This window comes from Candidatus Binatia bacterium (genome assembly GCA_036382395.1).
Classification (GTDB): Bacteria; Desulfobacterota; Binatia; order HRBIN30; family HRBIN30; genus JAGDMS01.
The window spans coordinates 1-12,435 of the sequence record DASVHW010000331.1 but is presented as its reverse complement, the minus strand read 5'-3'; the positions used below and the strand labels follow the sequence as shown (position 1 = coordinate 12,435).

The window sequence follows — 12,435 nt, the reverse complement described above, 5'->3', positions numbered from 1 at the left end:
AGTGGGGCAACCGGGAGCAACCCTGTTCGGGGCGCACCTCATGAAGCAACGGCTTCGAACAGGGGTTTGAGGCGGTCGTACATGGTCTCGAGATGCTCGGGGATGACGCGCACCTCGGACAGCAGGGGCATAAAGTTGGTGTCGCCAACCCAGCGCGGCACGATGTGCCAGTGCAGATGATCGACCACGCCGGCACCGGCGGCGGCACCGAGGTTCATCCCTACGTTCATGCCTTCCGCGTGCAAGGCCTCGCCGAGCACCGTGGTCGCCCGCCGCAACGTATCCATCAGCACACGGAATTCCTCCGGCGGCAACGCCCGGAGCTGCGCGGCGTGGCGCCGCGGGGCCACCATCAGGTGCCCGTTGGCATACGGGAACTTGTTGAGCATGACGAGGGCTGGCTCTCGTGACAGCACGAGATGCCCTCGAAGGTCATCCGTTGCTACGGCGTTGCAGAAGATGCACCCAGGCGCTCTGGGCCCGCCCACATAGGCCATGCGCCAAGGCGCCCACAGGACCTGCATGCGGCGCCGGTTCAGCTCCTGGCGGCCGTCATCGCTTCGGCCTCACTCACTTTGCCGTCCACCCGCTGCCGCAGTTCCTTGCCGACCTTGAAGAACGGGACCCGCTTCGGCGGCACGGAGACGACGCGGCCGGTTCGCGGATTACGCCCCTCGCGTCCCTGCCGTTGCTTGACAATGAAACTGCCAAAGCCGCGGATCTCGATGCGGCCACCGCTGCGCAAGGTGCTGGCCAGCCCGCTGAACACCGAGTTCACAATGACCTCCGCATCGCGACGGGAATACCCAGGGTAGAGCCGGACCACCTCGTCGATCAGGTCGCGTTTGGTCATGCGCGTGTCCTTATCTGTCGTTACTTCTTTGCCTCTTCCTTCGCGGCGCCGCCCCCCTCACTGTCTTCCCGATCCAGCCGCAACTCCTCATTCAGAATATCTTCAAACGAAAAGCGCGCGCCCTCGCGCTCGCGTTGTAGGTACGATTCCATCTCCTCGCGCTCTTCCGTACGGTGCAAGGCCTTGATGCTCAATCCAATCCGCCGTTCCTTCGGGTCGACGTGCGTGACCTCCGCTTCGACGACCTGTCCGGCTTGAAAGAGTGCCTGTGGTTTGTCCACCCGCTCGCTGCTGAGCTGCGAGACATGGATCAAGCCCTCGATCCCTTCTTCGATTTCGACGAAGATGCCGAAATCCGTGACCGTCGTCACCGTCCCTTTGGCGCGGCTGCCGACCGGATAGCGCTGTGCAATCACCGCCCACGGGTCTTCGGCCAACTGCTTCACCCCGAGCGCGATCCGTTCGTTTTCCACGTCGATGCCGAGCACGACCGCCTCGATCGGGTCACCCTTCTTGTACATCTCGGAAGGATGCTTGACCTTGCGGGTCCAGTGCAGATCGGAGATATGCACCAACCCATCGATGCCTTCGTCCACGCCGACGAACAGCCCGAAGTCGGTGATGTGTTTGACTGCGCCACTGATCCGACTGCCCACAGGATGGTTGATGCGCACCATCTCCCAGGGATTGGGTGCCGCCTGTTTCAAACCGAGCGAGATACGGCGATTGCTGGGATCGACGTCCAGTATGATGACCTCGACTTCCTGGCCCGGCTCCACCATCTTGGAGGGGTGGGTGACGCGCTTGGTCCACGACATCTCGGAGATGTGCACCAAGCCTTCGACGCCCGGCTCGAGCTCCACGAAGGCGCCGTAGTCGGCCAAGCTCACGACTTTGCCGCGCATGCGCGCGCCGACCGGAAACCGTTCACCGACGGAGGCCCACGGGTCCGGCAGGATCTGCTTCATCCCCAGCGACACGCGCCCGCGCTCCGGGTCATACTTCAACACCACCACCTTGACGCGCTCACCGACCTGTATGACGTCCGACGGGCGGGCGACACGGCCCCAAGACATGTCGGTGACGTGCAGCAAGCCGTCCAGGCCACCGAGGTCGACGAAGGCGCCGTACTCCGTGATGTTTTTCACGATGCCCTCGAGGATCACGCCCTCTTCGAGCACCTTCATGGTTTCTTCCTTCAGCGATTCCCGTTCGCGTTCGAGCACGGCGCGGCGCGACACCACCACGTTGCCACGGGCCCGATTGAATTTCAGGACGGCGAACCGCATGCGCTGGCCGATGAAGCGATCGAGGTTCCGCACCGGGCGCAAATCCGCATGCGACCCCGGGAGGAATGCTTGCACCCCCACATCCACCTTCAGGCCGCCCTTGACCTTTCCGGTGATGGTGCCCTCGACGACACCCTCGCGTTCGAACGCTTCCTCGATCTCCCGCCACACCTTCAGCTGTTCGGCCTTGGCCCGAGACAGCAGCGCGCCGCCATGCTCGGTATCGGTGCCATCAAAAAAGACATCGATATCATCGTCCGCCTTGACGTCCACGTTACCGTTGCGGTCGAGGAATTCCTGAATCGGGATCTGCCCCTCGGATTTGAACCCGATGTCGACCGTGACGAAATCACGTGAGACGTGCACCACGTGACCGCGAACGATCTCGCCGGGGCGGACGGCTCTCATACTTTCCTCGAAGAGCGCGCCAAAATCGCTTTCGCCGCCGGCTGCGGCTGCGTTTCTTTGTTGATCCATGTGAAATGTACCCCCTGAGGACTGGCTCGGGCTTGTCATATCGCCCCTAATTGTGGCTTGCAAGCGCTTTAGCGTGCGTCGCAATCAGCGCGCCAAGCATGGCCACGACCTCGTCAATGGTTTTGTCCGTTGTATCCACTACCACCGCGTCCGCTGCCGGACGCAAGGGGGAATGGGCTCGGGTTCGATCCCGTGCGTCACGTTCCGCAATCTCTTTCTCCATCCGTTCGATGTCCGCCGTCGTCGCCTCCGCCCGCAATTCGTGGGTGCGCCGGCGCGCACGTTCGGCCGCGGAAGCATCGAGGAACACTTTCACCGGCGCGTCCGGAAACACCACCGTGCCGATGTCGCGTCCCTCCATCACCACCCCGCCTTCGGCTGCCATCGCGCGTTGCTCTGCCACCAGGCGGTGCCGCACTTCTGGCACCGCGGACACCTTCGACGCCAGCTGCGCGGCGTCAGCGGTGCGGATCGCTGCCGACAAGTCGCGCCCATCGACGCAGGTACGCACACGGTCGCCGTGTTCGATGAACTCAATGTGCGTGGCCTCGCACAGTGCCGCCAGCCTGGCGCTGTCGGAGAGATCAATACCGCGCTCGGCGGCCAAGACACCGATGACGCGGTACATCGCACCCGTGTCTATGTAGCGATATCCGAGCGCTTGTGCCAGGCGCCGGCTCACCGTGCTCTTGCCGGCACCCGCCGGTCCGTCGACGGCAACCACGATGCGCTTCATTGCCGCACTCGTAGCCCCTGCAGTTGCTCGAAAAAATCGGGGAAGGTCTTGCGGACGCAGTCTGGATTGCGAATGACGATACCCGGCACTCGCAATCCGATCAGGGAGAAGGCCATCGCCAAGCGATGGTCGTCGTACGGTTCGACCTCGCCTCCGTGCAAACTCGATGGCTCGATCGTCCAACCGTCGTCATGTTCCTCGATTTTTGCGCCGAGTTTACGTAACTCAGCGGCGACGTTTCCGAGACGGTCGCTTTCTTGCAGTCTGATGTGCGCTACGTTCCGGACTCGGCTGGCACTGTGCGCAAATGTCGCCAGAACTGCGACCGTGGGTGCGGTGTCGGAAATAGCATTGAGATCGGCATCGATGCCACGCAGCTGTGAAGGTCCCAGCACCTCCAACACGTTTGGATGGCGTGTCACGGTGGCACCCATCTGCTCCAGCACCTCCACAAAGCGTGCATCACCCTGAAGCGACGCGGTCGTCAGTCCTTCAATACGCACCCGCATTCCTGTCAACGCCGCTGCTGCCAGGAGGTAATGCGCGCTCGAGGCATCAGGCTCGACGAGATAATGTGCCTGGGACCGATAACACTGCCCATGTGGCACGTGGAAACGTTGATAACCGTCCCGCGCGACCGTGACCCCAAACTGGCTCATCACTCCCAGCGTCAGGTCGATGTATGGCTTCGCAATGAGTTCGCCGACCACCTCCAGGTCGACATCGTGTTGCGCGTAGGGAGCCACCATCAGAAGCGCGGAAAGGTACTGGCTGCTGCGTTCTCCCTTCACCCGCGCCGTGCCGCCGGGTAGACCGTCGGCGTCGACGGTCACCGGCGGGCACCCGGTCGAGCTGGACATACCGGCACCGAGTTGGCGCAAAGCGTCAAGCAAATCTCCAATGGGGCGTTGACGCATCCGTTCGTTACCGTCGACGATAAATCGGCCATGACCCAAGCAGGCGCAGGCAGCCAAAAAGCGCGCTGCCGTCCCGGCGTTCCCCGTTTCGAGCCTCGCCTCCCGAGCGGGGATGCTGCCCCCACAGCCGCGCACGTGGAATACCTCGCCCCGGTACAGATCAGTCTCCCGAGGGTCGGAGTCCACTGGGATGCCGAGCCGGCGCAGAGCATCGGACATGTAATGCGTGTCGTCGCTAAACAAAGCTCGCTCGATGGTCGACTCGCCCGCCGCGAGTGCGGCGAGAAGCAGCGCGCGGTTCGTGATGCTCTTGGAGCCAGGCACCCGATAGCTGTGGGGCTCGGTGTTAGGCGCGCCACGCAGTGGTTCTATGGCACGGCGATCAACCATCGTGGCTCCGTCGAGTCCACTCCTGGCGCGCCCGCCGCGCCCGCTCCAGCTGGCCCCGCAGTTGCGCCTCGTCTCCGCCGGCGATGGCGCGACGTAATCCCTCGAGCGCCGCGACGAACTTCACGATGGCGCCGTCCACCTGGGCCGCATTCGCCAGAAAGATGTCGGACCACATGTCGACTGAGCTGGCTGCCACCCGGGTCAAATCACGGAAACTCGAACCGGCAAATTGTTCCAGCGCCGGGTCCGTATCGAGCAAGGCGTTGACGGCACTGAAGGCCAGGGCGTGGGGCAAGTGACTCACCCAGGCGAGGACCTGGTCATGTCGGGCCGCATCCATTTCGTCGACCCGCATGCCGACGCCTTCCCACAAGGCACGAATCTTCGCGACCGCGGCCGGCGCAGCGTGGCGCCCCGGCGTGATGATGCAGCGGCTGCCCTGGAACAGTTCGGCGAAGGCGGCGCCCGCTCCGGAGTGCTCGGTACCGGCGATGGGATGGGCGCCGACAAACGACAGGCCCGGCGGCAACACCCCTTCCACCTGGTCGATGACCGTCGCTTTGACGCTGCCCACGTCGGTGACGATTGCGTCAGCCCGCAACACCGGCGCACAGGCTTGTGCCACTGCGCCGATGGCATTCACCGGCACGGCCAAGAGCAGCAGGTCGGCACCGCGAGCGGCCTCAGCCGCATCGAGACTATAGCGGTCGACGATGCCACGGCGCTTCGCCGTCTGTAGATTGGCTTCGGTGCGGCCGTAACCGACCACCTCGCCGATCAAGCCGGCCGCACGTGCCGCCAACGCCAGCGAGCCACCGATGAGGCCGACGCCGGCAATCGCGACCCGATCAAAAAGCCGCGGCACCCGCACCTCCTCCGCGCACGATGTGCTCGAGCGCCGTGATGAAGCGTCCGTTCTCCGCGGCGGTGCCCACGGTGACCCGCACATGCTCAGGGAAACCGTACACACTCATGGGGCGGACAATGACGCCTTGGCGCAGCAGCGCCTCGTATATCCGTGCCCCGTTGCCAACGCGCACCAACAGGAAATTGGCCCAGCTCGGCACGTAATCCAAACCCAGCCGGGCACACTCTTGATGGAGAAACGCCATGCCCTCGCGGTTGCAGTGCTTGGTCCGCTCGACGTGCTCGTCATCATCCAACGCGGCCAACGCACCCACCTGCGCCAGGTTTCCGACATTAAACGGTTGGCGGACCCGGTTCATCAACTCGACCAACTCTGGATGGGCCACACCATATCCGATGCGCAAACCGGCGAGCCCGTAAACCTTCGAAAAGGTCCGCAGCGTGATCAACAGGCGGTGGGGGCTGTGGTCGGCCAGCGAATCCGGGTACTCCGGGTCGTCAACAAACTCGCAGTACGCCTCGTCCATCACCACAATGACGTGCGGCGGCAAGGCGGCCAGGAATTCCTCCCATTGCCGGCGAAAGAAGATGGTCCCCGTCGGGTTGTTGGGATTGGCCAGGAAGACGATGCGCGTTGCCGGGGTGATCGCTTCGGCGATGGCTTCGAGGTCGTGCGTGAACTGGCGCAGCGGCACGATGCGACCGATCCCTCCGGCCGCCTGCACCACCAGGCGGTAGACGATGAAGGCTTGATCCGCCATGACCGCTTCGTCGCCGCGCTGCATGAACGTGCGCACGGCCAGCTCGATGATCTCGTTGGAGCCGTTGCCGAAGATGAGCACGTCGGGCGAGACGCCCAGCTTCTTGGCCACCGCCCGCTTGAGATAAAAGCAGCTGCCGTCCGGGTAGCGATGCAAGTTGCCGAGCGCCGCGGTGATCGCCGCCAGTGCTTTGGGCGACGGGCCGAGCGGATTCTCATTGGAGGCCAGTTTGATGGACCCCAGGATACCGTACTCGCGCTCCAGCTCTTCGATGGGCTTCCCCGGGGGATAGGGCGCCAGCGAGCGGATCCATTCGGGAACCCGGGATTTGATGTCCACAGCCATACCGTCGTGCCCGTCTACACCGGCCCTGGCGACGCCGGGTACGATCCCAGCACCTTGAGCGACAGACATCGGCTTTTCACTGCCGCCAGCGCCCGTGCCACTCGTCGCTCCTTTACGTGACCCACCAGGTCGAGGAAGAAGAGGTATTCCCATGCCCGCTCTTTCAGCGGCCGCGACTCGATGGTGCTGATGCTGACGCGATTGTCCGCGAACGGCTTGAGCACGCGATGCAAGGCCCCGGCCTCGTGCGGCAACGACAGCAACACGGAGGTCTTGTCATCGCCACTCGGTCGGCCAATACCATCGAGTCCCAACACCAAGAAGCGGGTGCAGTTATGCTTTTGATCCTGAATGTTGGAGGCCATCACCTTGAGGCCGTACTCCTCGGCGGCCACGCGCCCAGCGATCGCGCCAATGTGTGGGTCTTCCCCGGCCATAATGGCCGCTTGCGAATTGCTCGCGGCCTCGGCCTGCGGCAACCCGGGGAAATGCTGCGCCAGCCACTCCCGGCACTGCCCGAGCGATTGCGGATGCGATACGATGCGGCGCAAGTCGCCGGGGCGGCCGCTGCGCGAGAGCAGACACTGCTCGATTCGCAGCAACAGTTCCGCCTTGATGACGAGCGGTGAGGTGACGAACCGATCGAGCGTTGCCGCCACCGTGCCTTCGGTCGAGTTCTCCACTGGCACCACGGCGTAATCGGCACGTCCGCGCTCGACCTCATCAAACGCCCCAGCGATCGAGCTGACCGGAATGACCTCGCTGGCGGACCCGAACTGCTCCCGCACGGCCTGGTGCGAGAAGGTCCCCAACGGTCCAAGACAGGCAACCCGCAGCCGTCTTTCCAACGACAGGCAGGCCGACATAATCTCGCGAAAGATCGGACGGATGTTCTCCGCCTTCAGCGGCCCTTTATTGACCGCCAGCAGGCGTTGCACGATGCGTTTTTCGCGGTCCGGCGTGTAAATGCTGGCACGCTCGCGGCGCTTGTGTTGACCGATGGCGACCGCCAAGCGGGCGCGCCGGTTCAGCAGCGTGAGCAGCTTCTCATCAATACGATCGATGTGGGCGCGGAGAGCATCAATCGAGGTCGTGCGCGGCGGCAAAGGGCTCCCCCGAAGACGTTGGTACGACGCGCTCGGCCCGAACGAACGGGCGCATCCTCAAGCGCATCAGATTCGGCGTCTTCATGGATTGGGTTCGAGTGGCCTTTGCTAGCGTAACCAGAACGGAATTGCAATCGCTCACGACGAAGAGCCGCACCGGCACGTTGCCGGGATTTTTGGCCCGGTGCCGCGTTGTCGGATCGAGCCTGCACCCATCGCCCGCCGCGATCCGCTCCGTTCGGTCGTCCAGCACGAGGTCGAGCACTCCATCGAGCACGTAGATGATATGCCCGCGCTCGCACCAGTTCGGATCCTCGAACCCCGGTGCGAACTCGAGCAGCACAACGGGCTGGCCCTCGACGAGTTTCTTTGTCTCGAGCGGGTGCGCCCCGGCCGTCCAGTCGAGGGACACGAAAGGCAGGTGGGTGAAGGGCATCAGCGACCTTCCTGTATCATCTCGGCCGCGATAGCCAACGGCTTCGATCTGCTCATTTCCTCCTTAGCACGATATCCAAGTTGCATAATAGCAAGGCCAACCCGCGAAAGGGGTGTCGGGACGTGGCTGGCGGCACCTCCGGGTTCTTGCGCACACCGGCTGATACTTACGTGGCAGGCATGCCCTCACCCCGACCCTCTCCCCTGCCATGTGGCCCCGCAGAGCGGCACATCCACATTTCAGGGGAAAAAGTGCCTGGACCGAGCCGCAATGGCATAGTGGCGGCCCGCAAAGTGCGTTTTCAGTTTGTGATGCCCGAAATGTGTGCTGCAAACTGCCTTTACAGTCCTGAAATCGGACTTTGCAGCGCCGCACGATGCGTTTTCAGCCCGTAACGCCTCCATTCAAGCTGCGTACCAGACGTGGGAAAAGACGCTGGCGGCGCTTAAGCGCGGCGCCCGTGCGGCCAGCGATGACGGCGAGCCGTATCTGTACACCACGCTGTTCGGGCAAGCGGCGCGAAACGGCGGCCGCAACGGCAAACACGCGCAGGACAATCCGCCGCCGCCAGCACCGCCGGTCTCCGGCGCAGCGTGAACGGGTCAGTGCGGTGATCCGCGCGGCCCCGAGTGCAAGCGTGCAACTCTGCTTGCATTCGGGGCCGTGCGAGCCCCAAAACCTCGGTTGCCCGGCTGCGCAGCAGTTGAAACCGCGGGCTACTAAGTGTAGCCAGTGCGTTCCGTTCTGCTCCACCGCGACAAAGTCGACATTCCAGTTTTCAGACCCGATGCCATGCTTTTGGGCGACGCGTGGCGCCCAATGCGGCGGGATCTCGATCTTGAGCGGCTGTGCAGCTTAGGGTACGACGCTACGGTGCTCAACGACAACACGGTGCGGCTCGGCGGAACGTTCATCGACGTGCCCCCAGGGCCGCGTAAGCGCAGCGATGCGGGCGCGCGGGTCGAGGTCCGCCAGCTCCTGGATGGCAGTTGGCGCGTGTGTCTGGGGGACACGGTGATCGCCACGGCCCCCGCGCAGCATAGCGGGGAACTGCGCGCGATCACGCGGCGACGCCAGCGGCCACCCAGTGCCGCCGCGGGAAAAACTCCAGCCGCGCTACGCGCTCCTTCCGTTTTCCCCGCTCACATGATCAGTTCACCAGCATCCAGGTAGGAGCGGACAGAATCACTGACCTGCGACGCCAGAAGAACGACATGCTTGACGTGGTTGAACGTACTCTGCAACAACGAGTCGATATGATGCCGCTGTTCACCGTGCGCTGGAAGCTCGTATGACCGACGAAGGCCCGCAGAAGCTACCGATCACCTCGCTCGACGTCGCCGCCGACCGCCGCGCGCGCTTGAGGGAGCTGCTCCCGGAGATGTTCCGCGAGACAGGATCGACTTCGCCGCGCTCGAACGCTCCTTGGGCGAATGGATCGAGCCGGGCAAGGAGCGCTACGGCCTCAACTGGCCGGGCAAGGCGGAGTGCATGCGCGTCATCCAGACGCCGAGCATCGGCACACTGCGCCCACGCCGCGACCAGAGCGTGAGCTTCGACGCCACCGACAATCTCATCATTGAGGGCGACAACCTCGAAGTCCTGAAGCTCCTGCAGAAGAGCTACTACGGCAAGGTGAAGATGATCTACATCGACCCGCCGTACAACACCGGCAAGGAGTTCATCTACCCCGACAACTACCGCGAGGGCCTGCAGGACTACCTCAAGTTCTCCGGCCAGCTCGACGCCGCGGGGCTGAAGGTCTCCGCCAACACCGAAACCAGCGGGCGCTATCACTCGAAGTGGCTGTCGATGATGTACCCGCGCCTCTACCTCGCCCGCAACCTGCTGCGCGACGACGGCGTCATCTTCGTCAGCATCGACGACTGCGAAGCGCACAACCTGCGGTGCCTTGCTAATGAGGTATTTGGCGAGGAGAACTTCGTGGACAGCATCGTCTGGAAGAAGCGGTACGGTGGCGGTGCGAAGGAGAAGTACCTGGTCACCATCCACGAGTACGTGCTCATGTACGCAAGGAACAAGACCGATATCGAGGAGCTGTTCGTGCCGCTTTCTGATGAATCCATAGAGCGGTACTACAAGAACAGAGACGAGTACTATGCCTTGCGTGGGCCATTTCGAACGCACCCGCTTGAGTCGATGAAGAGTTTCGAGGAGCGAAGGAATCTTGTCTTCCCGATCCAAGCGCCCGACGGAACGCAAGTGATGCCAAAGAGGCAATGGCGGTGGAGCAAGGAGAGAGTGGCCCACGCGCTGAACCGCGGTGAGCTTGCATTCCTGAAGGACAAGAATGGCGAATGGGCTGTGCACACAAAGCAGTATCTCAAGGATCAGGGAGAGACCAGGCAGACCAAGTTCTTCTCGGTCATCGATGATGTCTACACACAACACGGCACTAACGAGATTATCGAAATCTTCGGAGACGCTCAGGTGTTTGGTTTTCCAAAGCCGTCTCGTCTGGTCCGAAAGCTGGTTGGGCTGGCGACAGACACGAACGATGGGGATCTAATCCTCGACTTCTTCGCCGGCTCGGGCACGACCGCCCAAGCTGTGCTCGATCTCAACGTGGAAGACGGCGGTGATCGCAAGTTCATTCTCGTCCAGTTGCCAGAGAAGACGGAGCATCCGCAGTATCCGACCATCGCCGACATCTGCCGCGAGCGGGTGCGGCGGGTGATCCAAAAGCTCGACACCGAGGACGCAGCGAAGGATTCGCTCGGCCTCGATAAGCGTCAGCCGCGCGGTTACAAGGCGCTGCAACTGACGAGCAGCAACTTCCACGTCTGGGACGGCGATGCGGAGAAGATCAAAAACATCGAAGATCAGCTCAAGCTCTTCGCGCAGCACGTCGAGCCCGGCCGCACCGACGAAGACCTGCTCTACGAGATTCTGCCGAAAGGGGGCTTCACGATCGACAGCCACATTGAGAAGCTGTCGCTGGCGGGCAAGGTTGTCTTCTCAGTCGCCGACGGCGCGTTGCTGCTGTGCCTCGATCGCGAGCTGACGCTCGAGGTCATTGAAGCGATGGTCAACCGCGTTCCCGCGCCTGCCCAGATCATCTGCCTCGACGCCGGCTTCCAGGGCAACGACCAGCTCAAGGTCAACGCCGTGCAAACCGTGAAGTCGCGCAACCGCCTCAAGGAAGGCGACCTGGTGTTCCAGGTGGTGTGAGACTTGCTGGCGAAATGGATTACGAACTGACCGAGCACGCGCGCGAGAGCCTGCGAAAGCGGCCAGTGATTCGGCGCGAATGGTTGGACCGCGTGCTGGAGCATGCCACCCTCGTCGAGCCCGACCAGGTCGATCCGGAGCTGGAGCACCGCCTCGGCCGGATTGACGAGCATGGAGGCCGCGTCTTGCGGGTGATCGTCAACCGCGCCAGAGTACCGCTGCGCGTGGTAACCGTGTACTTTGATCGTAAGATGAGGGGTCGACTATGAAGCTGCGAATCGACGAAGAAGCGGACGCTTTGCATCTGCAGCTGGTAGATGTACCGGTCGCGGAGTCGGAAGAGGTCGCGCCGGGCGTGATCGTCGACTATGACGACGCGGACCAAGTGGTCGGCATCGAGGTGCTGTATCTCTCGAAGCGCGCGCATCCGGTGAACCTGCTGGACTTCCAGTTTCAAACGACGCCGAAGAAGCTGGCATCGGCTGCGCCGTAGCGCGCACTGGTCGCGTAGAAAGAGATGATCCGTAACGACGGAGAACTGGCGGTCACGCGGGAGCGGGTGACGACACTGGAGGCGATTCTCCACGCGCTGCACGACTGTGCGCGCACGGAGGAGTGGCCAGCGTTGAGTTCGGGGTATCGGCTGGAGATCGAGCGCATGCAGGGCGATATCCTCGACTACCTGGTGCGCGACGTATCCGCCGGTCACCCAGACGTGGCGCCCTGACCGAAGCCCCGTCAGCCGGTCAGTATGAAGCTCAAGTTCGACGCTGCCCTCGAGTACCAGCACCAAGCGATCGACGCCGTCACCCGGCTGTTCGAAGGGCAGCCGATTGGCAACAGCAGCCTCTCGGTTGCACTGCAGACCGACGCCGGGCTGTTTCGCGAGCTGGGGGTCGGCAATGAGCTGCGCATTACGCCGGAGGTGCTCCTGGCCAATCTTCGGAGCGTGCAGGAACGCAGCAGCCTGCCGGAGTCCGCTGCGCTCTTCGATCCGGCGTGCGGCTACCCTGCCGGAGTGCAGCCCAACGCGCCCGAGGCTGTGCCTCATTTTTCCATCGAAATG

General features: G+C 63.1%; 16 protein-coding genes. 7 read left to right on the top strand and 9 right to left on the bottom strand.

From position 1 onward, the window contains the following. Positions 1-38 precede the first annotated feature (38 nt). The 9 genes from VF515_15845 to VF515_15805 are packed head-to-tail and all read right to left on the bottom strand — an operon-like array spanning position 39 to position 8,177. Complete coding sequence (locus VF515_15845) at positions 39-497, bottom strand: HIT domain-containing protein (protein ID HEX7409103.1); 459 nt, start codon at positions 495-497, stop codon at positions 39-41. A gap of 38 nt (positions 498-535) precedes the next feature. After that, the gene (locus VF515_15840; protein ID HEX7409102.1) at positions 536-853 is read right to left on the bottom strand and encodes an HU family DNA-binding protein; all 318 of its coding nucleotides are present in this window, start codon (positions 851-853) and stop codon (positions 536-538) included. Between the two features lie 20 nt (positions 854-873). Then, positions 874-2,619, bottom strand: coding sequence for a 30S ribosomal protein S1 (locus tag VF515_15835; protein HEX7409101.1), 1,746 nt, complete (start codon positions 2,617-2,619; stop codon positions 874-876). 46 nt (positions 2,620-2,665) lie between these two features. Continuing rightward, on the bottom strand, positions 2,666-3,355 hold the full coding sequence (gene cmk, locus VF515_15830; GenBank protein ID HEX7409100.1) for a (d)CMP kinase: 690 nt from the start codon (positions 3,353-3,355) through the stop codon (positions 2,666-2,668). Then, positions 3,352-4,662 carry a 3-phosphoshikimate 1-carboxyvinyltransferase gene (gene aroA / locus VF515_15825; GenBank protein ID HEX7409099.1) on the bottom strand — a complete coding sequence of 437 codons (1,311 nt, stop codon included), beginning with the start codon at positions 4,660-4,662 and terminating at the stop codon, positions 3,352-3,354. The genes cmk and aroA overlap by 4 nt, the downstream gene beginning before the upstream one ends. Then, positions 4,655-5,527, bottom strand: a complete 873-nt coding sequence (locus tag VF515_15820) for a prephenate dehydrogenase/arogenate dehydrogenase family protein (protein ID HEX7409098.1) — start codon at positions 5,525-5,527, stop codon at positions 4,655-4,657. Before VF515_15820 ends, aroA begins: the two co-directional genes overlap by 8 nt. Continuing rightward, entirely contained in the window at positions 5,511-6,635 is a 1,125-nt protein-coding gene (gene hisC, locus VF515_15815) for a histidinol-phosphate transaminase (GenBank protein ID HEX7409097.1), read from the bottom strand. Before hisC ends, VF515_15820 begins: the two co-directional genes overlap by 17 nt. A gap of 14 nt (positions 6,636-6,649) precedes the next feature. After that, positions 6,650-7,741: a prephenate dehydratase gene (pheA, locus tag VF515_15810; GenBank protein ID HEX7409096.1), complete on the bottom strand. Its 1,092-nt coding sequence runs from the start codon at positions 7,739-7,741 to the stop codon at positions 6,650-6,652. Beyond that, positions 7,716-8,177: a cupin domain-containing protein gene (locus VF515_15805; GenBank protein HEX7409095.1), complete on the bottom strand. Its 462-nt coding sequence runs from the start codon at positions 8,175-8,177 to the stop codon at positions 7,716-7,718. The genes pheA and VF515_15805 overlap by 26 nt, the downstream gene beginning before the upstream one ends. Before the next feature lie 324 nt (positions 8,178-8,501). Between VF515_15805 and VF515_15800 the strand changes: the two genes are divergently transcribed. The 7 genes from VF515_15800 to VF515_15770 form a co-directional block, all read left to right on the top strand. Beyond that, positions 8,502-8,774: a hypothetical protein gene (locus VF515_15800; GenBank protein HEX7409094.1), complete on the top strand. Its 273-nt coding sequence runs from the start codon at positions 8,502-8,504 to the stop codon at positions 8,772-8,774. 222 nt (positions 8,775-8,996) lie between these two features. Further along, positions 8,997-9,350 carry a hypothetical protein gene (locus VF515_15795; protein ID HEX7409093.1) on the top strand — a complete coding sequence of 118 codons (354 nt, stop codon included), beginning with the start codon at positions 8,997-8,999 and terminating at the stop codon, positions 9,348-9,350. A gap of 252 nt (positions 9,351-9,602) precedes the next feature. Beyond that, a complete protein-coding gene (locus VF515_15790; GenBank protein ID HEX7409092.1) occupies positions 9,603-11,369 on the top strand; it encodes a site-specific DNA-methyltransferase in 1,767 nt (588 codons plus the stop codon). Between the two features lie 14 nt (positions 11,370-11,383). Further along, complete coding sequence (locus VF515_15785; GenBank protein HEX7409091.1) at positions 11,384-11,638, top strand: DUF4258 domain-containing protein; 255 nt, start codon at positions 11,384-11,386, stop codon at positions 11,636-11,638. Beyond that, positions 11,635-11,862, top strand: coding sequence for a DUF2283 domain-containing protein (locus VF515_15780; protein HEX7409090.1), 228 nt, complete (start codon positions 11,635-11,637; stop codon positions 11,860-11,862). The genes VF515_15785 and VF515_15780 overlap by 4 nt, the downstream gene beginning before the upstream one ends. Positions 11,863-11,886: 24 nt before the next feature. Continuing rightward, positions 11,887-12,096 carry a hypothetical protein gene (locus VF515_15775; protein ID HEX7409089.1) on the top strand — a complete coding sequence of 70 codons (210 nt, stop codon included), beginning with the start codon at positions 11,887-11,889 and terminating at the stop codon, positions 12,094-12,096. A 24-nt stretch (positions 12,097-12,120) separates the two neighbouring features. Further along, positions 12,121-12,435 (top strand): hypothetical protein (locus tag VF515_15770; protein HEX7409088.1); only part of this gene is annotated, 315 nt, incomplete at its 3' end.